This window comes from Olsenella sp. KH3B4, assembly GCA_900111695.1.
Classification (GTDB): domain Bacteria; phylum Actinomycetota; class Coriobacteriia; order Coriobacteriales; family Atopobiaceae; genus Tractidigestivibacter.
This window is the reverse complement of sequence record FOHD01000003.1, coordinates 172,226-194,805: the sequence shown is the minus strand read 5'-3', so window position 1 is coordinate 194,805 and position 22,580 is coordinate 172,226. Positions and strand designations below refer to the sequence as shown.

At 63.7% G+C, this 22,580-nt stretch carries 18 protein-coding genes; 7 read left to right on the top strand and 11 right to left on the bottom strand.

Annotated features, from left to right (window positions below; all coding sequences use genetic code 11):
* Positions 1-462 precede the first annotated feature (462 nt).
* Complete coding sequence (locus BMX94_RS04240; protein WP_143052265.1) at positions 463-1,671, top strand: hypothetical protein; 1,209 nt, start codon at positions 463-465, stop codon at positions 1,669-1,671.
* A gap of 39 nt (positions 1,672-1,710) precedes the next feature.
* Here BMX94_RS04240 and BMX94_RS04235 read toward each other — a convergent pair whose 3' ends face one another.
* Positions 1,711-2,808: a putative NPN-dependent ornithine cyclodeaminase gene (locus tag BMX94_RS04235; RefSeq protein WP_091004001.1), complete on the bottom strand. Its 1,098-nt coding sequence runs from the start codon at positions 2,806-2,808 to the stop codon at positions 1,711-1,713.
* A 339-nt stretch (positions 2,809-3,147) separates the two neighbouring features.
* Here BMX94_RS04235 and BMX94_RS10690 point away from each other — a divergent pair, with 339 nt between their 5' ends.
* Positions 3,148-3,765: a DUF2200 family protein gene (locus BMX94_RS10690; RefSeq protein WP_218138456.1), complete on the top strand. Its 618-nt coding sequence runs from the start codon at positions 3,148-3,150 to the stop codon at positions 3,763-3,765.
* A gap of 55 nt (positions 3,766-3,820) precedes the next feature.
* Here BMX94_RS10690 and BMX94_RS04220 read toward each other — a convergent pair whose 3' ends face one another.
* The 3 genes from BMX94_RS04220 to BMX94_RS04210 form a co-directional block, all read right to left on the bottom strand.
* Positions 3,821-4,189: an arsenate reductase family protein gene (locus BMX94_RS04220; RefSeq protein WP_091004000.1), complete on the bottom strand. Its 369-nt coding sequence runs from the start codon at positions 4,187-4,189 to the stop codon at positions 3,821-3,823.
* Positions 4,190-4,265: 76 nt separating this feature from the next.
* The gene (locus tag BMX94_RS04215) at positions 4,266-5,912 is read right to left on the bottom strand and encodes a Wadjet anti-phage system protein JetD domain-containing protein (protein ID WP_091003998.1); all 1,647 of its coding nucleotides are present in this window, start codon (positions 5,910-5,912) and stop codon (positions 4,266-4,268) included.
* A 123-nt stretch (positions 5,913-6,035) separates the two neighbouring features.
* Positions 6,036-7,196, bottom strand: a complete 1,161-nt coding sequence (locus tag BMX94_RS04210; RefSeq protein ID WP_091003995.1) for an aminotransferase class V-fold PLP-dependent enzyme — start codon at positions 7,194-7,196, stop codon at positions 6,036-6,038.
* Positions 7,197-7,303: 107 nt separating this feature from the next.
* On the opposite strand from BMX94_RS04210, the gene yedE reads away from it, so the two are divergent.
* Genes yedE through BMX94_RS04195 form a run of 3 tightly spaced genes read left to right on the top strand, consistent with a single transcriptional unit; the run spans position 7,304 to position 8,869 of the window.
* The gene (gene yedE / locus BMX94_RS04205) at positions 7,304-8,386 is read left to right on the top strand and encodes a YedE family putative selenium transporter (protein WP_091003993.1); all 1,083 of its coding nucleotides are present in this window, start codon (positions 7,304-7,306) and stop codon (positions 8,384-8,386) included.
* A 2-nt stretch (positions 8,387-8,388) separates the two neighbouring features.
* Positions 8,389-8,598 (top strand): sulfurtransferase TusA family protein, encoded by a 210-nt coding sequence (locus BMX94_RS04200; RefSeq protein ID WP_091003990.1) that lies wholly within the window; start codon positions 8,389-8,391, stop codon positions 8,596-8,598.
* Between the two features lie 10 nt (positions 8,599-8,608).
* Positions 8,609-8,869 (top strand): putative Se/S carrier protein, encoded by a 261-nt coding sequence (locus tag BMX94_RS04195; RefSeq protein ID WP_091003987.1) that lies wholly within the window; start codon positions 8,609-8,611, stop codon positions 8,867-8,869.
* 121 nt (positions 8,870-8,990) lie between these two features.
* Here BMX94_RS04195 and BMX94_RS04190 read toward each other — a convergent pair whose 3' ends face one another.
* Both BMX94_RS04190 and BMX94_RS04185 read right to left on the bottom strand, forming a co-directional pair.
* Entirely contained in the window at positions 8,991-11,495 is a 2,505-nt protein-coding gene (locus tag BMX94_RS04190) for a phosphoketolase (RefSeq protein WP_091003984.1), read from the bottom strand.
* A 455-nt stretch (positions 11,496-11,950) separates the two neighbouring features.
* The gene (locus BMX94_RS04185; RefSeq protein WP_091003983.1) at positions 11,951-14,713 is read right to left on the bottom strand and encodes a phosphoenolpyruvate carboxylase; all 2,763 of its coding nucleotides are present in this window, start codon (positions 14,711-14,713) and stop codon (positions 11,951-11,953) included.
* Positions 14,714-14,970: 257 nt separating this feature from the next.
* On the opposite strand from BMX94_RS04185, the gene BMX94_RS04180 reads away from it, so the two are divergent.
* Positions 14,971-16,413, top strand: a complete 1,443-nt coding sequence (locus tag BMX94_RS04180) for a lipopolysaccharide biosynthesis protein (RefSeq protein WP_286160015.1) — start codon at positions 14,971-14,973, stop codon at positions 16,411-16,413.
* Positions 16,414-16,892: 479 nt separating this feature from the next.
* Here BMX94_RS04180 and nhaA read toward each other — a convergent pair whose 3' ends face one another.
* Entirely contained in the window at positions 16,893-18,275 is a 1,383-nt protein-coding gene (gene nhaA, locus BMX94_RS04175) for a Na+/H+ antiporter NhaA (RefSeq protein ID WP_091003981.1), read from the bottom strand.
* A gap of 82 nt (positions 18,276-18,357) precedes the next feature.
* Positions 18,358-19,038, bottom strand: a complete 681-nt coding sequence (locus BMX94_RS04170) for a DUF1836 domain-containing protein (protein WP_091003978.1) — start codon at positions 19,036-19,038, stop codon at positions 18,358-18,360.
* Between the two features lie 138 nt (positions 19,039-19,176).
* Here BMX94_RS04170 and BMX94_RS04165 point away from each other — a divergent pair, with 138 nt between their 5' ends.
* Positions 19,177-20,034, top strand: coding sequence for a DegV family protein (locus BMX94_RS04165; RefSeq protein ID WP_091003976.1), 858 nt, complete (start codon positions 19,177-19,179; stop codon positions 20,032-20,034).
* 227 nt (positions 20,035-20,261) lie between these two features.
* Here the strand turns inward: BMX94_RS04165 and BMX94_RS04160 are convergent, their stop codons facing one another.
* The 3 genes from BMX94_RS04160 to BMX94_RS04150 are packed head-to-tail and all read right to left on the bottom strand — an operon-like array spanning position 20,262 to position 22,316.
* Positions 20,262-20,975 (bottom strand): 5'-methylthioadenosine/adenosylhomocysteine nucleosidase, encoded by a 714-nt coding sequence (locus BMX94_RS04160; protein WP_286160014.1) that lies wholly within the window; start codon positions 20,973-20,975, stop codon positions 20,262-20,264.
* Complete coding sequence (locus BMX94_RS04155; RefSeq protein WP_091003972.1) at positions 20,968-21,492, bottom strand: S-ribosylhomocysteine lyase; 525 nt, start codon at positions 21,490-21,492, stop codon at positions 20,968-20,970. Before BMX94_RS04155 ends, BMX94_RS04160 begins: the two co-directional genes overlap by 8 nt.
* 14 nt (positions 21,493-21,506) lie before the next feature.
* Positions 21,507-22,316, bottom strand: a complete 810-nt coding sequence (locus BMX94_RS04150; protein ID WP_177171321.1) for a mechanosensitive ion channel family protein — start codon at positions 22,314-22,316, stop codon at positions 21,507-21,509.
* Between the last annotated feature and the right edge of the window lie 264 nt (positions 22,317-22,580).

Genomic DNA, 22,580 nt, shown 5'->3' with positions numbered 1-22,580 from the left:
GTTACCGGCCCGGCAAGCAATTCGGGCATTTCCCCAGTTGTCAATCGTTTTCATCAACGAGCCGGTAACAATGTCTGGATAGAGGATGAGCCGCGGGAGCACGGGTGAGCCGGGGACCCAGACGAGCCACCAGAGAAGGTAGTTGAAACTTTTGTATTCATTTTGGGATGCGAGAAAACCCGCCTTTTCTGACAAATTTCGGTCAGAGTCTTGAGAGGCGCTTGTCAGAAAACCGTGAGCGACATGCCCGCAGTGTCATTTTGCTGCGGATACTAGCGAGAAACCAAGGCATTTTTGCCCCCTACAAGCGCAAATGAGGACGAAAAATGCCAGGGAGCGTAACTAAAGTGACGCAAGATGACAATGCGTATTATATGACCAATATTCATTGATTATTAGCACTTCTCGGCAGCAGCACATTCGTATACTACTCGCCACCAATCGGCCAGGGGCGGGTGAGTCATGCAGCTGTCGTTCAATAAGCAATCTGCGCTTCGAGCGCTCAGGACAATCAGGTGTGGAAAGGCACCGCAGGTCAATCGGCTTATCAGTCACATGGCAAAGGCTCCTCTCCGCTCGCCTCGGCATCCGGATGGCAAGAAACGCTGGTCTCCGGCAGCCGCCAATCTTGACTGGCTGGGACTTCCACAACCAACTCAAAGAACACCACTTCATATCGCCGTGCCGTCTGACCCCGACCGCACACGCGCAAGGTTCTTCTCGTGCACCATCTACTCAAAGGGACTTCCCGATGACGCATTTCTGGACATTGGCTCGGGAATCCAAATTGCATCGCCCGAGCTCCTATTTGTCGAACTCGCAACGGTAATGATTCCGCAGGTACTGGTTCTTCTCGGCTACGAACTAACCGGTAAGTACTCGCGTGACGCGAACGGTCCAAGACTCGGTCCCATCACCTACGGAGTGCCCCCACTTACGACTGTTGAGAAAATCGAGGATTTCATAGCCCGATGTCACGGCATCCCGGGACTCAGCGCAGCGAGGGAATGCATAAAGTATGTATCAAACAATTCGTGGTCGCCCACGGAATCGCTCATTGCCGCCATGGCCGCCCTTCCGCTTGAGATGCTGGGATACGGCATTGGTCGGCTCATCCTTAACGAGCGGTCAAAGGCAGAATACGGCAACGCGACTCGCTTTGGGAAGGAGTCTCGAGTGCCGGATATGTTGGTACCCGATGCACCCGTGGGCATCAACTATGAAGGCGGCGGCCACCTTGAGCTGGACCGTATTGTCTCTGCTGCCACGGCAGCAGCTGAGAGTCCCGGTAACGCGCTTCTCCAGAAAGCAGTCGCTCACGAGAAAGCCCACGTACGCGAGAAGTACGTCGACGACTTGCGCCGGACGCGAGAGCTTGCCTCGCGCGGGCTGGTCATTGTCAACGCCACAATGGAAGATTTGTACAGCAACTCTGGGCTTGACGCCCTCATGCAACAGGTTATTTGTGCCGCCGAGCGTTTCTCAGAGCGGGATTTCTCCATGTGCTGGAAGGCGTTCGACTCTCCCGCCATCTGCGCCAAACGGCAGCTTCTGATTTGGGCGCTGCTCGACTGGAAGCCTGGCGTCGAGTACATGCAACAATTCATAGAACGGGAGTACCCAGAGCCAAGCCCGGCAAGCGAGGACCGCATCGTTGAGTTTGTGCTGTAGGGCGCTCACGTCCCGAAGGGCGGCCGCGGCGCGCAGCCCCTAGAGCACGCCCAGCCCCTTGGCCACAATGAAGATGAAGTCTTGCACGTTGGTGACAATCGTCTTTGCCGAGAGGCTCCCGCGGTCGTGCAGCTTGTTGACGACAAACTCCGAGGCGTCAACGGCATAGATGTAGACCGGCCGTACGGCACCGTCCTCATTAACGTGATAGCTGGGCGTGATGTTGCCGGTCGCGATCGTGTGCAGCATCGTAGCCATGCAGATGACCGTCGTCGCCTTGCGCGCAAGCACGCGAATCTGATGCTGGGACTCGTACACGTCCGCGATGGTCTCCGGCAGCGGGCCGTCGTCACGAATCGACCCAGCCAGCAGAAACGGGATGTTCTTCTTCACGCACGCGTACATGATGCCGTCTTGCAGGTCGTAATCATCAACAAATTGCGCAATCGAGCCGGACCGACGCACGCGGTTGATGGTGTCTAGGTGGTTGTAGTGACCGTTGGGCATGCTTTGCTGCGTGCGGATGTCCTGGCCAAGCGCCGTATGGAACATGGCGCCCTCCAGGTCGTGCGTGGCGAGCGCGTTGCCGCCGGAGAGCGCGTGGACGTAGCCCTCCTCAACCAGCCGCTGCATGGCGTGACGAGAATCTGCGTCGAACGCAAACGCAGGCCCCATCACCCATTCGATAAACCCGTGGTCACGCTCGTATTTCAACAGCTCGATAAGGTCGTCATAGTCACGCGTGTACGCGGTTTCGCGGCTGCGACCCTGGCGAAAGGCGAACTTCTCGCCATTGGACGCAGACGGGTCCTCGAAGCCATCCGTTTGAACGTAGATGCCTTCCGAGCCGTCCTCGCTTCGTCCCAGCGCGACCAGGTCCCCCTCCTTGAGGTGGCGCCCGGTGACCACGTGGAGGGTGCCATCGTCTCTCAAGACGATGCAGGCATCCATGCGAGAAGAGGAAGCAAGCTTCCAGCTGCCATCAATCTTGAAATATTCTGGGTACATTGACGTGCTGTGGAAGCCCTCGGGTATCACGCCGTTCTGCTCGACGGTCCCCCACCTGACGTTGGGCGCATCGTCCAGACCGAGCGCGGAGAAATCGGGGTGGTGGTAGACCGGTAGCTGGAACGCCATGGCTGCTCCCTTCTCGTCGACGGGTCGGAAGATAGCATGCCCTGGGGTGCGTCATAGCAGCGTTTGGCACATGGCAACAAACTTGACCCAGCGGGATAGCGCGGCGAAACATAGGCGCCGCCGGGGTCGTACGGTGTTGCTGTGGGAACGGGCATTGTGGCGCCGGATTGGCGCCGTAGCGGGGGTTTCCGCAGCACTTGCTGCCAATAACGGCACTCAGGCGACATCCGGCGCCGGGACGACGACCGATGCCGGGCGGCATCCAGCGCCAGGGCGTAGCCGGCACTCGGAGCGGGACCAGAACCTATACTTCTCGCAAGGCTGCAGGGAGGAGCAGACGTGAAGACCTATAGCTTTAGCGCCGCAATCGAGAAAGTCGAGGGCATCGACGGGGCGTTTGTGCACGTCCCTCTCGACCTTCCGCGCGTGTTTGGCGCGGGGCGCATCAAGGTGCACGCAACCTTCGACGGCGTTCCCTACGACGGTAGCGTGGTTGCCGAGAAGCGCGAGGAAGGCGGGCGCAATTACGTGCTGGGCATCCGCAAGGACATCCGCGCGGCAATTGGAAAGGAGCCAGGCGAGAAGGTTGACGTTTCTCTCGTCTGCACCCAGGTGGACGGGCCGGCAAGGACATACGTGGACCTTCTCGCCGCCAAGGTCGAGCGCAAGGGCCGGAGCCGAGAGGAGCTGCTTTCCGTGATTGAGTGGCTTCTCGGCTACACAGCTGCCGACCTTACCGACGAGCGGTTGGAGGCGGTGAGCTTCTCCAGCTGGCTGGACGACGCGCCGGCGTACAACCCCGCCGCAGCGCTGGTAGGCGGAAAGGTCTGCGGCGTGGACGTGGCGCAGGTCGAGGACCCCACCATGCACCGGGTGCGCGTGCTGGACAAGCTGGTGGACGAGCTGGCAAAGGGTCGTCCGCTCGAGAAGGTCCTTCGCCGCAGCTCGCGGGATTAAGCTCCCCGGCAATGGGATTCCATTGCCGGGGAGTGGGATCCCGTTGCCGGGGAACTCAATCCCGCCCGAGGCGGGCTGCCCAGGCGGCCTCGTTGAAGCCGACAAGCACGAAGTCCTCCCCCACCACAAGCGGCCGCTTGACCAGCATGCCGTTGGTGGCGAGAAGATCGAAGGCCTCCGCATCGCTCATCCCCGCATCGAGCTGTGCCTTCACGCCCAGCTGTCGGTAGAGCTGCCCGCTGGTGTTGAAGAAACGACGCACGGGAAGCCCGGAGCGCGCCTGCCACTCCGCAAGCTCCGCCGCAGTGGGGTTCTCCTCCACGATGTGGCGGTCGGTGTACGCAACACCGCGCTCATCCAGCCACTTCTTGGCGCGCTTGCAGGTGGAGCACTTTGGGTACTCGATAAAGAGCAGCTTGGCCATGGCGTTCTCCTCGTCTGTTGAGTGCGGGGTGATTCGACACGATTCCGTTATGAGACAAAGGGACTGTCCCTTTGTCTCATAGGTCGCGTCGGGTGAGGATTTCCTGGGGGATAAGGCGGCAGCCCTCAACCACACTGCGCGCGTAGGCGGTGGCCTCGTCGGTGAGACCCTCGCACATGAGCGACATGTCCGGCATGCCAAGGTTCACCTGACAGGTCTGCTCGTTGTCGGCGGGATCCGGGTAGCGCTCCATCGCCTTGTCAATCATGAGCTGGTAGGCGGGAGCAAAGGGCGCAAACGGATAGTGCGCGCCCAGGACATCGCGCAGGCGCACCATGATGTCGATGCCCGCGCGGTCTATGTCACCCCAGTAGAGCACCTCGACGGAATCCGCGCCAAGGGTGTCAAGCAGCAGCGCCAGCCGGTTGTGCTCGAGGATGGGCGTGCCGCCACCCAGCACCACCGCATGGATGCGCTCGCCCAGAATGGTGGTGCGGCCCTCCTCATACATGAGGTCGTGCACGTCGAGCCAGGGGTCAAGGTTCTCGGTGACCAGCACGCGCATGTGCTTCCGGCGACGCGGCGCGTGGTAGAGAAGGTCCGGCTTGGGCATAGGTCGGTGGCGAATGACGTCCTCCATGCCCATCGCGCGCAGGAGCTTGTGCCCGTCGGATCCGTACTCGAAGAACTTCTCGTCCCCACCCATCTGGTAGGCAAGCTGCCTTCGCGTGATGTCGCCAGGAAGTGCGCCGTTGACCAGCGCATCGTTGATGGCCGTGAGCTGGCGCTCGAAGAGCGTGTACGCGCCGGGGTGGCTGAGCAGCCAGCCGTTCATCCAGAAGCGCTGGTCAAGCTCGAGGATCTTGGCGCGGACCTCGGTCTCGGCGGGACCGCCGCGGCGCACGTAGGGAACCTCGGAGAGCTGCATGGGACGAGAGGGACCGCCCTTCCCAAACCGACGGAGCCGGCCGCGCTGGGTGCGTGGGCTGGAGGAGCGCCCGGGCTTCTCGGCTGGCGTCGGGGACACGGAGGCCTCGGCCGGTGCGGACGCGGCCTCGGGCGCCGTCGTGGCCTCGGGCTCCGCAGCCGCGGGCGCCGTCGCGGCCTCGCGGGCGGGTGCGGCCTCCTGCTCGGCTGCGGAGCCCTCCGCAGCCTCTTCGGCCGCGGCCAACCCCTCAGGCGAGACGCCCGTCTCAGCAGGCTCCTCGCTCTCCCTCGCAGACGCCGGCTTCCTCCTGTGGCGACGCGGCTTTCTCCTCTCGGGCGCCGGCGCGGCGTCGACGTTCGCAACCTCGGCAGCGAATCCCGGCTCGGCCTCAGGAGCGGCATCCGCAGCATGCTCGGAATCCGCCTCGGTCTCGGCTGCGGCCGCCGAGCCGGCCTCCTCGGGCTTCTCGGCATCCGCGACCCCAGCCTCCTCGGCAACGTCAACCGCACCCTCTACCTGCGTCGGAACGCGGAGCGTGTAGACGCCCTCCTGCCCCTCCACAGGATCGAGCGCCTCGGAGCGAATGGCAGCGACGAGCGCCACCTGGGCGTTCTTGCCGTACTTCCCCACAATCCGCGAGATGTCCTCGTCCGTCACCACGTCACCCCGCACGCGCACGAGAGCACTCGCCACAGACGCGGCCTTGTTCTTCTGCGAAGGCTCGAGAACCTGGCAGAGGGCCTCCCTCAAGTAATCAAGGTTCATACGCTCGACGTCGGTCAGCTTTCGTGCCATGCAGGGTTCCTTTCACGCGGTCATGCAAGAAGGATACGGCAACACGCACGTTGTCGCAGCTACACCCACAGCTCTCTTGGATAATCACACGGTTCTACGCGCTCGGAGACCCCAGATGCGCCCCTAGCCCCTCTCCAGAAGCTCCCGTAGCGCGACAAGCGCCCAGTCCACGTCCTCCTCGGTGTTGAAGAACCCAAACGAGAAGCGAACCGTGCCGGTTGGGAAGGTTCCAATCGTCTTGTGCGCAGAGGGCGCACAGTGCAGGCCCACGCGCACGCTTATGTGGTAGAGCTCATCCAGAAGAGTCGCTACCTCGGCCTCGTCACGCCCAGGCGTGGCGAGAGAGACCACGCCCACGCGCTCCCCCACGTCATTGCGCCCGCACACGCGCACGCACCCCGTGCGCTCAAGTGGCCCCAGGCCATCGAGGAACCGCTGCGTGAGCCCAAGCTCATGTCTCAGCACGGCGCCCTTCTCCTGTGCGGCGTGCCACCCCAACGCTGCATGCAGGCCCACGATTCCCGGCAGGTTGGGCGTGCCCGCCTCTAGACGGTCCGGCATGAAGCTGGGAATGGTCTCCCTGTCGCTCACGGAGCCCGTACCGCCAACCACCAGCGGTTCAATGCGATGCGCAAGCTCCTCTGTCACGGCCACGCCTCCTATGCCCTGCGGACCGAGGAGCCCCTTGTGGCCCGTGAACGCCACGGCGTCAACGCCCATGAGCCCCATGTCGATGGGCACCACGCCCGCAGTCTGAGCCGCGTCGAGAATAAACGTCAGCCCGTGTGCGCGGCAGAATTCACCCACCTTGGCCACAGGCATCACGGTGCCCGTAACGTTGCTGGCATGCAGCATCACCACGGCGCGCGTGTTTGGGCGCAGGCACTCCACAAGCGCATCAACGTCCAGCATGCCCGTCTCGTCACACGGACAGCGCGAGAAGCTCACGCCGCAAGACCCCAGCTGGACAAGCGGCCGCATGACCGCATTGTGCTCCATGGAGGAGACAATGACGTGGTCTCCGTCGTGGAGCAGGCCTTTTATCAGGAGGTTGAGCGACTCGGTCACATTGCGGGTAAAGGCGATGTCTCGGGCATCTGGCGCGCCAAACAGCGAGGCCAGCCCCTCGCGTGTCTCGAGCACCTCACCCTCGATGTCAAACGCACTGGCATATGAGCCACGGCCCACGTTTGCGCCGCACGTGGTCATGAACTCGTACATGGCCTGGGGCACGCACTCTGGTATAGGAAACGTTGTGGCAGCGTTATCCAAATACGCGTTCATCGGTTTACCAGTACCTCTCACCTAATACCAAACATATTTTCATGAACCCAAACAATTATATATGAGTCCCCCAGCTGTACACGAACGGGTAGAAAGGAACGTTTCGCATGAACCTTACCAAGAACGAGAAGGCAATAACGATTATTGCCGGCGTCATCATGGGAGTGATAGGCGCGTCGCTCGTGCTCTTTGGGAACCCCAAGAACATGGGATTCTGCATCGCCTGCTTCCTGCGCGATACCGCCGGCGGCGTTGGCCTCCATCGCGCCGAGGTGGTCCAGTACATCAGGCCCGAGATCATCGGCCTCATCTTTGGCAGCCTTTTTGCCGCCCTGGCCACCAAGGAATTCTCGCCCCGCGGTGGCTCTGCGCCCATGACCCGCTTTGTCCTTGGGTTCTTTGCCATGATCGGCGCCCTCATGTTCCTTGGATGCCCATTCCGCATGATTCTGCGCATCGCTGGCGGAGACCTTAACGCCGTCGTCGCCTTCGTGGGCTTTGCCTGCGGCATCGCGACCGGCGTGTTCTTCCTCAACCGCGGCTACTCGCTCAGCCGCACCCGCAAGGTCTCCAAGTCCGAGGGTGGCATCCTCCCCGTAATTGCCCTCGTTTTCCTTGTACTCCTCATTGCGGCACCCGCCTTCATCTTCTTTAGCGAGAAGGGCCCCGGCTCGATGCACGCACCTCTCGCCATCTCGCTCGTAGCCGGCATCATCGTGGGCGTCCTCGCGCAGCGCACCCGCTTCTGCATGGTGGGTGGCATCCGCGACATGATTCTCTTCCGTGAGAACCGTCTACTCCTGGGCTTTGTTGCCGTACTTGTCTCGGCACTGGTCATGAACCTCATCTTCTCCGCCACCACCGGCACCTCGTACTTCAACCTGGGCTTTGAGAACCAGCCCATCGCCCACAGCGATGGCATCTGGAACTTCCTGGGCCTCTACCTCACCGGCTTTGCCTGCGTGCTCCTGGGCGGCTGCCCGCTGCGCCAGCTCATCCTCTCTGGCGAGGGCAACACCGACAGCGCCGTTACCATCCTCGGTCTCTTTGTTGGCGCAGCGTTCGCGCACAACTTTGGCCTCGCCGCCAGCGGAGACGGCCCCACCACCAACGGCATGATTGCCGTGGTCATCGGCATCGTCGTTGTTGCCGTAATCGCCCTCACCAACCTCAAGACCGCAAAGGAGTAGCCATGAAGACCATCGACGCGCAGGGGCTCTCTTGCCCGGAGCCAGTCGTGCTTACCAGAAACGCCGTGAAGGAGGATCCCGAGGGTGTGATTGTGCTGGTAGATGCCGTTGCCGCCCGCGAGAACGTCACCAGGTTTGGCAAGAGCCAGGGCTACACCGTAGCCGTCGAGGACACCCAGGACGGGTGGAAGCTCATCCTCACCAAGGCATAGGCGTGCTGCCGTGGCCGAGACGAACTACATCGCCCTGTTCTACTCACACTTTGGCGCCACGCGCTATTCCCGGCTGCTCACGAACGCTGGCTGGGAGAACCGCATGTGTCCGGTACCGCGCTCGCTCAGCAGCAGCTGCGGAACATGCGTAAGGTATTCGGGACCTACACCCTGCCCAACACCAGACATTCCCGAGGAGGTCGAGAAGATCGTGGAGGTTCACGAGGGCGAGGACCCACGCTACGTCACGGTCTACGAGTTCGAGGACTAGACCCAAAGGAGCGACTCTCCCGCAGAAGAAAGGACCCGCCGGCAAAGCCGACGGGTCCTTTTCGTGTGCCTAAGGGGCTTCTCCCTTGCAGCAGAGTTAGAGCCGAGACGTGCAAGGCGCGCTACTCGTTGTCGCCGCCGGTCGCCTTGGTGGCGCTGATCGCCGCGGCGGTGTCCTTGGCGTCATGCCACACCCAGTCGGTGAAGGCGGGGTGGTCGTAGCCGTTGTCGACGGCGAACTGGAAGGCGTCCTGGCGGAACTGCTCCCACTCGGCAATCTGGTCGGCCCACTTCTCGGCGTCCAGGATGTGCAGCGCGTCGGCAGCGAGCGCCCAGCGGTCCATGTGGTTCAGGCGCAGCATGTCGTACGGCGTGGTCGTGGAGCCCTGCTCCTCGTAGCCGTGGACGTGGAAGTTGTCGTGGTTCGGGCGGTCCCAGATGAGGCGACGAACCGTGCCGGGATAGGCGTGGAAGGCGAAGAGGACGGGCCTGTCGGCCGTGAAGAGGGCCGTAAACTGCTCGTCCGTGAGCGCCTCGTCGTTCTCGGAGGCGTTCTGGATCTTGAGAAGCTCAACCACGTTCACCAGGCGGCACTTGACGCCGAGCTTGTCGAGAAGCTCGAGCGCGGCCATGGTCTCCTGCGTGGGCACGTCGCCGCAGCAGCCGAGGACGATGTCGGGCTCCTCGCCATCGGCGGTGTTGGACGCCCACTTCCACTCGGCGGCGCCGGCCGCGAGCTCCTCGCGGGCCTCGTCGAGCGTGACCCACGTGGGGGCGGGCTGCTTGCCGGCAAAGACCGCGTTCACGCAGTTGGTGGAGGTGTAGGCGCGCTCGGCCACGGCCAGGAGCAGGTTGGCGTCGGCCGGGTAGTAGATGTTCACCACGTGGTCGTTGTTGAAGCACTTGTTGAGAAGCACGTCGACAAAGCCCGGGTCCTGGTGCGAGAAGCCGTTGTGGTCCTGACGCCAGACGTGGCTGGAGAGCAGCATGTTGAGGCCGGAGATGGGCTTGCGCCAGGGGATCTCGCGGACGGTGGCCTCAAGCCACTTGCAGTGCTGGTTGACCATCGAGTCCACGATGTGCACGAACGACTCGTAGCTCGACCACAGGCCGTGGCGGCCGGTGAGGATGTAGCCTTCGAGAAGGCCCTCGCACTGGTGCTCGGAGAGCTGCTCGATAACGTTGCCCACGGGCGCGAGGTGCTCGTCGTTGGCGGGGTCGTCGTTGAGGTCGCCGTTGAACCACTGCTTGTCCGTCACCTGGTAGCTGGGCTGCAGGCGGTTGGACGCAGTCTCGTCGGGGCCGAAAATGCGGAACATGTCGCGGTTGTTGTTGATGAGCTCGGCGGTGTACTCGCCCAGCACGCGGGTTGCCTCGGTGGCACCAAAGCCATGGCCGCCCTTCTCGACGTCGATCGCGTACTTCGCCGTGTCGGGGAGCTCGAGGTCCTTCAGCAGCTTGCCGCCGTTGGTGTTGGGATTGGCGCCCAGACGCAGCTCGCCCTCGGGCATGAACTCGGTGACCTCGGGACGGATGGCGCCCTTCTCGTCAAAGAGACCCTCGGGGTCATAGGACTCGAGCCAGCCCTTGAGGACCTCGAAGTGGGCCTCGGTGTCGCGAGCAGACGCCAGAGGCACCTGGTGCGCACGCCAGGAACCCTCGGTCTTCTTGCCGTCGATCTCCTTGGGGCAGGTCCAGCCCTTGGGGGTGCGGAAGATGATCATGGGGTAGAACGGGCGGGACGCCTCGCCGGCGGCTGCGCGGCGCTTGATGTCGCAGATCTCGTCGAAGACCTCCTCGAGGAGCGCGGCGAAGCGACGGTGGATGGAGGCGTGGTCCTCCTCGTCAAAGCCGGCGACAAAGTTGTAGGGGTGATAGCCCATGCCGCGGAAGAACTCGTCGCGCTCGCCGTCGGAGATGCGGGCGAGGATGGTGGGGTTGGCGATCTTGTAGCCGTTGAGGTGCAGGATCGGCAGCACGATGCCGTCGGTTAGCGGATCCATGAACTTGTTCGTCTGCCAGCTGGTGGCAAGCGGGCCGGTCTCGGCCTCGCCGTCGCCCACCACGGCAACCGCGAGCATGCTGGGGTTGTCGAGAACCGCGCCGTAGGCGTGGGAGAGTACGTAGCCAAGCTCGCCGCCCTCGTGGATGGAGCCGGGGGTCTCGGGCGCGTAGTGGCTGGGGATGCCGCCAGGATAGGAGAACTGGCGGAAGAACTTCTGGAGACCGGCCTCGTCGTCGGTGATGTCGGGGCGAACCTCACGGTAGGTACCGTCGAGCAGGGACTGCGCGGTACCGGCAGGTCCACCGTGACCGGGGCCCATGAGGAAGATGGCGTTCTGCTGGTGGTCGTGGATGAGGCGGTTCACGTGGCCAAAGAGGAAGTTGACGCCGGGTGTGGTGCCCCAGTGGCCAACGAGACGGTGCTTGACGTCCTCACGGGTGAAGCCGTCGGGGCCATCCTGGTTCTTGAAGTCCGCGCGCATGAGGGGGTTGGAGCGCAGGTAGATCTGGCCGACGGACAGGTAGTTGGCGGCACGCCAGTACTTGTCGACCCACGCGATTTCGTCCTCGCTCACGGGACCGTCAAGCTTCTTCCAAGGGGTTCCCAACACAGGCTGAGCCATTCTCGTTCTCCTCTCGCTGACGGGCCTTGTGGCGCCGTCGCTTGGGCGGGCTTTTTGCACCGCTCGCCTACTTGTTCTTGTCACGTACGATGCTCACAGTTGGAGTGTAGTTGGTAAAACGTTTTACCAAGACGAGAAGAGACGAGACATTACCGCGGAGTCGCAAGTTCTGCACAATTGCGCGTGCGAGAAGCCCGTTGGCACGGGGTCGGGCGCTGGCGCGCGCCTTGTGGCGCCGGGGAGACGCTGCGGCGGAGGGTTCGTACGGGGTCGCTGTGAGAACGCGCCCTATGGCGACAAAACGGCGCCACAGCAGCGACTTCGTACGCACTTGCTGCAAAAAGCAGCCCTCCGGCGCCAGGCTGACGCCGGAGGGCCCACCACATACGTTCTAGCTGCAAAAACACCACCGCGGCAGCACCCGCTCCGCGACGGCACGTGCCACGGCGCCCGCATCACCCCGTGTTCTGAAGTCCCGCCGCAACGCCGGATACGGTGCACAGGATCAGATAAATGAACCTCTCGCGCTCCTCCGGCGTCAGGTGCTCGCCGCGCGTACGCATCGCGCGCAGCGCGCGCACCTGCGTCACCGACAGCACGTTGACGAACGGCAGCCGCGCGCGAATCACCGGCCCCAGCACGCGACGATGCTCCAGCGGCCACTCGTCGCCCACAATCGCCAGCACCCACTTACGCGTGAGGCGCATCTCCTCCAGGACCTTGTTGGCCAAATCGTCGCGCGAGCCCAGTGCCAGGTACATGCGCCCAATGCGCTCGTCGGTCTTGGAGAGCGACATCTCAATGTTGTCGATGAACGTGGTGAACAGCGGCCACTCCGCATAGGCCTGGCGGAGAAGGTCGAGGTCGCCCAGCTCCTCGCACGCCGTGCCCAGCCCGTACCACGCGGCCAGGTTGATGCGCGCCTGCGACCACGAGAAGATCCACGGAATGGTGCGCAGGTCGTCCAGAGACTTGGCTCCCAGGCCGCGCTTGGCGGGTCGCGAGCCAATGGGCATGAGGCCGATCTCCGTGAGCGGCGTGACCGTGGAGAACCACTCGGCGAAGCCCTCGGTGTCGAGAAGGTCGCGGTAGCGTCGACGAGACGCGCTGTCCAGCTTTGTGGCCAGGTCAGCGTACTTGGCCGTCGTCTCGGTGTTCACGTACTCGATGGACGGCGACGACTGCAGCAGCGTCGCGCCGGCGACGGACTCCACGTGGCGCCTTGCAAGCGTTGGGTCGCCATAGCGGGCAAAGATTACCTCGCCCTGCTCGGTGAGCTTGAAGCGGCAGTTGACCGAGCCCTTGGGCTGCGAGAGAACCGCGCGGTTAGCCGGACCGCCGCCGCGTCCCACCGCGCCGCCGCGACCATGCATGAGCACCAGGTCGATGTCGTTCCTCTCGGCCCACTGCGCGATGGCCGCCTGCGCGGCATGAAGCACCAGCGTGGCCGAGGTGGGGCCGGCGTCCTTGGAGGAGTCGGAGTAGCCGAGCATGACCTCCATGCGCCTGCCGGTCTGGGCGAGCCGCCTCTGCACGGGCTCGAGCTTGATGATCTGGTCGAGCGTGTCAACGGCGTTCTCCAGGTCCTCGACCTGCTCGAAGAGCGGGATCACGTCGAGCACCGGCACGTCGGCCTCGTGCGCAAAGGCCAGGCGCGCCAGCTCGTACACGTCGGCCACGTTCTGCGCCGACTGCGTAAACGAGATGATGTAGCGCCGCGCGGCCTTCACGCCGTTGATGCGCTGGATGCTGCCAATGGCGCGGAAGGTGTCGAGAACCTCGCGCGTCATGGGCTGGAGCTCTCCCCTCTCGCCCCAGCGACCGTGCTCGCGGATGTCCTCGAGCGCGCGTGCGTGCACGAGCGAGTGCTGACGGAACTCCATCTCGACCAGGTGGAACCCGAAGGTCTCCGCCTGCCAGATGAGCTTCTGCAGCGGGCCGTACGCGGTGCGCACGGCACCGGCCGCGGCCAGCGAGCGCTGAACGATGCGCAGGTCGGCAATGTAGTCTTCGGCCGAGGCGTACATGATGTCGGCCGTGCGCTGGATGGTGGCGCGCAGGCGGTCGGAGATCACGATCATGACGGCGCGGTGCAGCTCGGAGGTGGAGACCTCAAGCGCGCGCTGCGAGAGAACCTCGCTCATCTCGACCTGGTGGTTCCACAGGTTGACGAGCGCGTCGGAGGGCTTGGTGAAGCGCGCGTCCAGCGTGAGGTTGCGACCCACGTAGTAGGTCCTGTCGGCCAGGGCCTCAAGCACGTGCACGCGGAACTTCTCGGCTACCTTGCGGCTCACCTTTGCGGTGACGTTGGGGTTGCCGTCACGGTCGGAGCCAATCCAGCTGCCGGGGTGGAAGAACGCCGGGCACACGGGCGGCACGGTGCCTGCCCGCTCGCCCAGCTCCCAGTCGTCGAAGCGGCGGTAGACCTCGGGCACCATGTCGAAGAGCGTGGCGTCAAAGATGTCGATGACGGTGTCGGCCTCCTCGACGGGCGTCGGCTTCTTGTACGCGATGGGCGAGGTGCGCACCAGGGCGTCGATCTCCTGCAGCATGAGGCGCTCGTTCTCCACCAGTTCAACGCCAGAGAGAGTAGCGCGCTTGGCGAGAAGCTCGGAGATGCGGCGAATCTTGCCCTCGACGGCCTTGCGGCGCGCCTCGGTGGGGTGGGCGGTGAAGACGGGGTGGAACTCCAGGCGGTTGAGGAGCGCAGTCGCCTTTGCGCGGCCGCACTCGTCCACCAGCTGGCCGTACGCCACCGTGAGGTCGTTGATGGGGTCGGCGGTCTCCGTCGTGGGGACCTCGCTCTCGCGCCTGCGCAGCGAGGAGACGCGGTAGTTCTCCTCGCAGATGTTCGCCAGGTGGAAGTAGGTGACGAAGGCGCGCATGAGCAGCGTCGCCCTGTCCATGGAGAGCCCGTCGATGGTCGAGACGAACTCCTGGAACGCCTTCTCGGCAAGGGCGGCCTTCTCGTCCGTGTGCGCCACGCCGTCGGCGTAGGTCACGCGGATCGCGTCGCCCAGCAGCAGGTCAAAAGTGGCGAGAAGGTCTGGGTCGTTCTCGACGAGCACCTTGCGGACCAGGCGCAGAAAGAGCGCCAGGTTGTCGCGAAGCTCCTCGGGGACGTCCACCAGCGCGAGCGCGGAGCGCGCCTGCTCGGCCTCGCTTGGCGCCACGGGCACGATTCCCTGCCCTAGGCCCGATAGCTCGGATTCTGTCATGCATTCCTCCCTCAGGTTCCGCCGGTCCCGCCGACGGACTTGCACGTGTGCCGCATGTCGCTGCATGCAGGACCTACCATAGCAAGCCCGCGCAAGGCGAGCGTAAACCCCACCGAGCAAACGCAAAGGCGAAACGCAACGTACACGATGGAGCCGGATGCGCGACCGCTCGCATGCGGCGCGATACAATGGCCCCTATAGTTGACCGGCGGACGAGAGATGCTTGGCCCCAGTGGCTGTGAGAGGATGGTCGGCGCATGGCACGTACGAGCAGGCAGCGCAGGAGAACCCGGCAGGGAGGACTGAGCTCGCTCGTGGGGTCGCGCGCCGGGAGGCATGAGGGCCGCTCCAGCCGCTCCGCCGCAAAGCCCAAGAAGGAGGGCTTCCTCCGCCGCGTCACCAACCACTGGTGGGACCGCCTGATCTCCTCGGTCTTCTCGGGCAGCATCTCTCAGCAGTCCGAGCAGTACCTCTCGCACCAGACCACGCGAGACTACGTGTGCAACTCCATTGGCCAGGCGTGCTGGGGAGGGTTCTTCCCGCTACTCACCATCGTGGCCACGCAGTTCGTGGGCGCCGAGAACGCCGGCCTCTTCTCTATGGCCATGGTCGTGGGTACGCTCCTGTTCTTTGTGGGCAACTACGGCGTGCGCACGTACCAGGTCTCGGACATAGACGAGATGGACTCGTTCTACGACTACCAGGTCAACCGCATTGCGACCTGCGTTGTCATGGTCCTTATCGGCCTTCTGTACTGCCGCATCCGCGGCTACGACGCAGACATGACGGCCATCGTGTGCGGGGTCATGGGATTTCGCTTCTTCGACGCGCTGGGCGACGTCTACGAGGGCAGGCTCCAGCAGAAGGACAAGCTCTACCTGGCCGGCCTCTCCCAGGCGGTGCGCTGCGCCCTCTCCTTTGTGGTCTTCACGATCCTGCTGTTCATCACGCGCAACATGGTGGTCTCGAGCATCGGCATGGCAGTGGGTGCCGCGGCATCCTTCGTGCTGCTCACCCTGCCGCTGGCCCTCATGGAGACCGAGCGCTCGCTGCCGCTCACGTGGCGCGGCGTGAAGGAGATCTTCGTCAACTGCTTCCCGCTGTTCCTGGCGGCGTTTCTCTACAACCTCATCGACTCGATGCCCAAGTTCGCCATCGAGGGCGCGCTCTCCTACGACAACCAGCTCTATTACAACGCCATGTACTTCCCTGCGCACGCCATCCTCATGGCCGCGGCAATGATCTACAAGCCGCAGCTGCTGCGACTGGCGAGCATCTGGGACGACCCCGAGCAGCACAAGCGCTTTGACCTCATCATCCTGGCCATGATGGGCGTCATCGCTGGCATTACCGTGATTGTGGGGCTCTTCATGGGCTGGCTTGGCATCCCCATCATGAGCTTCCTGTACGGGTTGGACTTCGAGCAGTTTAGGCCGCTGGTCTACGTGATGGTGGCCAACGGGGGCATCTGCGCGGCGATTGACTTTTTGTACCAGATCATCACGGTGCTGCGCGAGCAGCAGGCCGTGAGCAGACTCTACCTCATCGCCTTTGCCTTCTCGGTGCCGGTGCTGTGGCTGCTCGTTGGGTTCTCCGGGCTCTCCGGCGCCGTGGTTGGCGCCGTGGTGGTGATGAGCATCCTGCTGGTGCTGCTGCTCTCCGAGTACTTCGCCATCCGCAAGCGCCTCGAGCGCTACTAGGGGCTCTTTCTTTCTCGGCCTCGAGCTTCTCGGGACCCGGGCCCGCCTCTCTCCTCCCCTGTCTCCCCCCGCCCTTCGGCATTCTTTATCGGTATCTGTGAAACGCGTTGGCCGCCAACTGGGCAAATGCAACAACCGTTTCACAGATACCGATAAAGAACGAGGACGAGGACGGGGGCCGGGGGTGGGGCCGGGGGTGGGGTTCAACGGGCGTACCGGAGGGAAGCTTTCTTGGCGAGGAGAGGGGCAAAGAAAGCGGAGCGTGCCCAAAATTTACGGTTGCCGGTCAAAATTCGGGGTCCAGCTTAGTATCACTTCGCCGGTGCCATTTCTCTACCTGCGGATCCATAAATAGTTAGAGCCTTCGTACTCGGCAATTCAGCTAAAAACGACCGGCAACCGCAAATTCTGTACACGAAACCCCATGCAGGAGAGGGCAAGCGGCGCCGGAGCCGAAGTCCAGCGCCGCTCCCAAGCAGCTACGACTCGTCGTCCAGGTCAATCGCGTGCTCGCGGGCTTCTCGGCGTTCCCTCACGGCGCTCGCAACGTGCACGAAGAGCAGACCCAGGATGGCTGAGGTGACGGAGCCGGCGAGGATGGCGCACTTTGCCGCCATGACCTCGCTGGGATCGGGGAACGCCAGCCCAGAGATGAGGATCGACATCGTGAAGCCCAGGCCACCCATGATGCCCACGGCGATGATCTGTGGCCAGTCGACGTGCTTGGGCAGCTTGGCAAAGCCAATGTGCACGAGAAGCCATGTCACCAGGATGATGCCGATGGGCTTGCCCAGCACGGCGCCAAAGTACACGCCCTTGGTCACCGGGTCTGCGATGATGGTGGCGAGATCCATGTCCACAATCCTCACCTGCGCGTTCACAAACGCAAAGATAGGCAAGATCACAAAGTTCACCGGTACCGAAATGTAGCGCTCCATGCGCTCCAGCGGCGGCGTGACGTGGTGCATTACGCGCTCAACGCGCACGGCGGCAGTGGTGAAGTCGTGCTGGCCCAGGACGTGGCTCTCGTCGTCATACGTGTCGTCCAGCTCGCGGGCGCGGGCGTCAAGCCAGTTGCCCAGCTTGGAGAGGCGCACGTCGGAGCGCGCGGGGAGGAAGAACGCCAGAATCACGCCGGCCAGCGTTGCGTGGATGCCGGAGTTGTACATGCACACCCACAGCACCAGCCCCACCAGCATGTAGGGCTTGGCCGAGTAGACCTTCATGCGCGCGATGATCCACAGCACGATGACCACGCCGAGAGACGCCGCCACCCAAGCCACGTTGGGCGTCTGGCCGTAGAAGAGTGCGATCACCACGATGGCAAGGATATCGTCGGCGATGGCGAGCGTCTGGAAGAAGACCTTGGTCGCCGGGGCGATGCGGTCGCCGAGAAGCGACATCACACCCAGCGCGAAGGCGATGTCGGTGGCGATGGGCGTGGCCCAGCCGTGCACGGCGCCTCCGGCGTTGAGGGCGAGGTAGATCACCGCGGGAGCCGCCACGCCGCCAACCGCGGCGAGCATGGGGAGCGCGGCCTGTCTGGGCTTTCTCAGCTGTCCCACGGTCATCTCGTACTTGAGCTCGATGCCCACGAGAAGGAAGAAGATGGCCATGAGAAAGTCATTGACAAAGCCCTCGATGGAGATCGAGAAGGTCGCCGGGCCTATGCCCAGCGAGAGCGGTGCGTGGAGCACCTCCTCTACCACCTCGAAGGCGGGAGAGTTGGCCGTGATGACTGCCGCGATGGCAGCGAACACCATGACCGCAGCGGCTATTGTTCCGTTGGAGGTCACCTTGTGGACAGCGCTGCGCTGCTCGATGCGCCTGATGACCGCGGGCTCACCGTAGATGCTTGCCATTGGTTGTGTTGTCCGTTTCCTTGAGGAGAGGCCGCTCGGGCCCTTCGTTACCCTCTTATCCTACCCAACCCATAATGCAAACTTATTTTACCGTTGTTACGTCTGGTGACGAGGTCGAGGGGGCTGTCCCGTCGGTCGTGGGGGCAGCGCTCGCAGCCGCGGCGGCAACCGCGTCGCCGAGGGCCAGGACCTGCTCGACGTAGATCTTTGCGGCAAGGCTCACCACGGCGGCCTCGATGGTCCGGTCGAGGGGAGAGTCAACCTTGGCGCCGGTGGCGTCGCGGAGGTCGATCACGGGCTCCACCGCCGGCGCAACAAAGTCCGGGCCCACCGCGAACTGCTCGGCAAGCGCGCACTCGAGCGCGGAGCAGAGCTCGTCGTAGGTGTGCGCAAGGTCGAGGTTCTCCTCCTCGACATAGCCGATAAGGCGCGTGACCTGCTCGATCGAGAGCGCTCGCTTAAAGAGGCACACGCAGGTCACGTAGCAGATGTGACGCCTGGTGTAGCGATGCTTGACCGGCGCGGGCACCGCATGGCGCTTGACGTAGTTGTTCACCATCGAGCCAGTGACCAGGGGACCCTCGTCCGGCAGACGCATGAACGAGAGCTCGTCGTCAACGAGGGAGAGAAGCTGGTCCAGGTAGAGCTCGATGCGTGGGAGCTCGGAGAAGCGGGAGATGTGGATGCTCGTCATGCGCTCGGCGAGGGCGCGGTACGCGTCACGGACACCGGGGCAGCATGCCTGGTCCTTCTCGTCCGCCATTCTCACTCGCCCCCCCCGCAACGCTTGGATTCTGTGTGATTAGATTATCTAGTATTCAAAACTAGATGCAATGGCTATAGTTGTGGCAATGAAAAAATCGGACGCGCTCTCCTTCTCCGATGTCCATTGGAGGGAACGTTGAACAGCCAGAGAATCGCAGTCATCACCGACACGGGCACGGACACGCCCACCGCGTTCGCGCGCGAGCACGACGTGCGCATCGTCCCACTGCGCATAAACTTCTCGGACGGCTCGACGTTCGAGAGCGGCGTCACCATCACGCCCGAGCAACTCGTCGAGCGCATGGCCACCGAGGTTCCCTCGACCTCGCTCCCCTCGCCCGCAACGATCCGACGCGAGTTCGACCGCGCGCATGACGACGGCTACGCGGCCGCAGTCTTCGTGAGCATCTCCTCCGGCCTCTCGGCCACCTGCGACACCGTGCGCATGCTTGCCGACCAGCTGGACGACTTCCCGGTTGTTGTGGTGGACTCCAAGAGCATCGGAGTTGGCGCGGGGCTTGTAGTGATGGAGGCCGTACGCATGGTCGAGGAGGGTATCACCCTGCAGTACATTGGCGCGATGCTCGAGCTGGTGGCACGCAAAAACTCGGTGTTCTTCTCGGTAAAGAGCCTTGAGTACCTGCGCAAGGGCGGCCGCATCAGTGCCGCCGTGTACCGACTGGGATCCGCGCTCAACATCAAACCCGTAATCACCTGCAACGAGGAGGGCGCCTACGTGGTCGCGCGGAAGGCACGCGGTTGGGAGCGCTCCATCGACACGCAGATCTCCCTCGTTGAGGAGCAGGCGAGAAGGTACGACAAGGTGCGCGTGGCCATCTGCTGCTCGAGCGCGTGCGACATGTTCGACGAGCTTGAGGAGCGCGTGCTTGCCCAAGTGGACAACGCCGTCGAGGTCATACGCTCGGGCATCTCGGCCGATCTCCTGGTGCATACCGGCCCGGAGATCGTGGGGATCTGCATCCAGGGGGTGTAGGGGCGACGGCCCGTTGACGGAAACGCGCCCTTCGGCGAGAAAATGACGCCAGAGGGCGCGTAATCGAAGCAAATGCGTACGAGATGGCCCCTCTGGCGAGTTTTTCTCGCCGGAGGGGCACTTTCGTACGTGATGGCTACGGCAACGCACCTTCCGGCGTCAAATACGCGCCGGAGCTGCGACTTCGTACGCAATCGCTGAGAAAACCAAAGCTTCGGCGCCCCGCCCTACTCCCCCAGGCGAGAAACCATGCGCGCGACGATAGCCGCGCAATGCTCGGCAGCAGCCGTCTCGAAGGCGGAGTACTCCACCGGCGTCGTAGACCCCGGCTTGTCCGAGATGGCGCGCACCACCACGAACGGCACGCGGTTGAGCCATGCCGTCTGGGCGACGGCGGCACCTTCCATCTCGCAGCACATGCCACCAAAGTCGCGCGCCAGCCGCTCTTTCTCGTGTGCGTCCGCCACGAAGGTATCGCCCGAGACCACGCGCCCCTCGAAGGCCCGCACGCCGCCGGCCACGTCTCGCACGGCGGCCACCGCCTGGGCGCGCAGGCCGGGATCTGCCGAGAAGCCCACGCATCCCAGCTGCGGAATCTCCCCTGGCTCGTAGCCAAAGACGGTCGCGTCCACGTCGTGATAGCGGCAGTCGGTCGAGACCACGATGTCGCCCACGTCGATACGTGCGTCAAGCGACCCTGCCACGCCAGTGTTGACCACGTGCGTCACGCCGTAGCGGTCGACAAGCACCTGCACGCACACGCCCGCATTGACCTTGCCCACGCCGGAACGCACCACGACCACGGGCACGCCGCCCAAAGTGCCGGCGTGGAACTCCATGCCCGCCACGGTCGAGACTGACTCGTCCTCAAGGCTTGCCACAAGGTGCGCCACCTCGACCTCCATGGCGCCGATGATGCCAATCTTGATGTCTCTACGCATCCTGGGACCCCTCGTTCTTCTCGCCGTCAAGCAGGGCCGGATAGGTAAGGTGCGCGTCGTCGATGACCTCGAGCGTGTTGGCGAGGTATCGCCGAGCCCACCAGTGCGCCAGGTTGAGGTCGGCATCGTGCCAGTTGCCGCAGGCCTCAGGCCGGGCGCCGGGGATCTCTCCCTCGAAGTCGCGCACGAACTCGAAGCAGCGGCGCACGAGCGGCAGCACCTCGCGCGAGCTGCACTTGCCAAACACCACGAGGTAGAAGCCCGTGCGGCAGCCCATGGGACCAAAGTAGACCACGCGGCCGGCCCACTCGGGATCGTTTCTCAGGAAGGTGGCCCCCAGGTGCTCGATGGCGTGGACCGCGGCCGTGTCCATGACGGGCTCGCGGTTGGGTGCCGTGAGGCGCAGGTCAAAGGTGGTGACCACGGCACCAGTATCGGGGTCCTCGTCCACGCGGCTCACGTAGACGCCCGGCTCGAGCACGAGGTGGTTCACGGTGAAGCTTGCGATTGTCTTCATGGCGTCACTGCCTTTCAGTTGGTTGCGTCGTTGATTATCGATGCGCTCGTGTCCGCAGACGCCGGCCGGGCGATCCACGGCGCGCGAGAGATGGCGCGCACGAGCGCATCGGCCTGCACGGCATAGTTTGAACCGGCAACAAGGTGCAGGTGAGCCGTGCCATGGATGCCCAGGGGACCAAGGTGGTCGAAGAGGACCTCAGTCGAGAAGCCCGGCGCGAGAGCCGCCCCGCACTTCTCGCTCGCAAGGCGCTGGACCTCGCGGGTCACGGCATCCAGATCGCTGCCCTGCTCGACGTAGAACTCCACGGGGCAGTCGGTGACCGACCAGTCCGTCTCGCGCGTGAGCGCGGTCTTGTTGAGCACGGAGTTGGGAATGACCTCGACCTTGCCGCCCTTGTCGCGCACCATGGTGGAGCGCCAGGTGACGTCCACCACCTCGCCGGTGAAGCCGCCAATGGTGACCTGGTCGCCGGGGCGCACCACGCGTCCCATCATGAGGCCCAGGCCGGCGACGATGTTTGACACCGTGTCCTGCAGGCCAAACGAGATGACCACGGAGGTCACGCCCAGGGCGGCGACAAAGGCCGTGGGCTGGACGCCTAAGACGGGCTCGAGCACGGCGAGCAGCGCAAACGCCCAGATGACCGTGCGCACGATGTTGACGAAGATCGACGCCTTGGGCACCCCGGCCGCGTCCAGCGCGCGCTTGAGGCCGTGCACCACCACACGCTGGATGAGCAGCGCGATGCCCACGACGACGGCAAGGTAGACGACCTTCCCGACAAACGCTGACGCGTCTATGTTTGCGAGGACGTCCTCCATCGCTCCCCCAGACCTGAAAGCCAAAACGGTTGGTGAGAAGCCATCATACCCTCCCGATGAGACAAAGGACGAGACGAAGGGACTGTCCCTTTGTCTCGTCCGCGCCGCAAGCGGTAGGGCGAGCGGCTCCAAACGGCAGTCCTTCTCGTCAGTTTTCATGGCATCTACCTGCATGTTCTCATCTAGTGGAACGACCCTTTCCGCACTGTGGCACGGCTTCGCCCCGTTGGCAGGCCCGCCTTCGTACCATCTGGCATGAGGTTC

Bases quoted from the DNA above. Each gene is read 5' to 3' on its own strand.
- BMX94_RS04240 (WP_143052265.1), top strand. From the start codon at position 463: ATGCAGCTGTCGTTCAATAAGCAATCTGCGCTTCGAGCGCTCAGGACA.
- BMX94_RS04235 (WP_091004001.1), bottom strand. From the start codon at position 2,808: ATGGCGTTCCAGCTACCGGTCTACCACCACCCCGATTTCTCCGCGCTC.
- BMX94_RS04220 (WP_091004000.1), bottom strand. From the start codon at position 4,189: ATGGCCAAGCTGCTCTTTATCGAGTACCCAAAGTGCTCCACCTGCAAG.
- BMX94_RS04215 (WP_091003998.1), bottom strand. From the start codon at position 5,912: ATGGCACGAAAGCTGACCGACGTCGAGCGTATGAACCTTGATTACTTG.
- BMX94_RS04210 (WP_091003995.1), bottom strand. From the start codon at position 7,196: ATGAACGCGTATTTGGATAACGCTGCCACAACGTTTCCTATACCAGAG.
- yedE (WP_091003993.1), top strand. From the start codon at position 7,304: ATGAACCTTACCAAGAACGAGAAGGCAATAACGATTATTGCCGGCGTC.
- BMX94_RS04200 (WP_091003990.1), top strand. From the start codon at position 8,389: ATGAAGACCATCGACGCGCAGGGGCTCTCTTGCCCGGAGCCAGTCGTG.
- BMX94_RS04190 (WP_091003984.1), bottom strand. From the start codon at position 11,495: ATGGCTCAGCCTGTGTTGGGAACCCCTTGGAAGAAGCTTGACGGTCCC.
- BMX94_RS04185 (WP_091003983.1), bottom strand. From the start codon at position 14,713: ATGACAGAATCCGAGCTATCGGGCCTAGGGCAGGGAATCGTGCCCGTG.
- BMX94_RS04180 (WP_286160015.1), top strand. From the start codon at position 14,971: ATGGCACGTACGAGCAGGCAGCGCAGGAGAACCCGGCAGGGAGGACTG.
- nhaA (WP_091003981.1), bottom strand. From the start codon at position 18,275: ATGGCAAGCATCTACGGTGAGCCCGCGGTCATCAGGCGCATCGAGCAG.
- BMX94_RS04170 (WP_091003978.1), bottom strand. From the start codon at position 19,038: ATGGCGGACGAGAAGGACCAGGCATGCTGCCCCGGTGTCCGTGACGCG.
- BMX94_RS04160 (WP_286160014.1), bottom strand. From the start codon at position 20,975: ATGCGTAGAGACATCAAGATTGGCATCATCGGCGCCATGGAGGTCGAG.
- BMX94_RS04155 (WP_091003972.1), bottom strand. From the start codon at position 21,492: ATGAAGACAATCGCAAGCTTCACCGTGAACCACCTCGTGCTCGAGCCG.
- BMX94_RS04150 (WP_177171321.1), bottom strand. From the start codon at position 22,316: ATGGAGGACGTCCTCGCAAACATAGACGCGTCAGCGTTTGTCGGGAAG.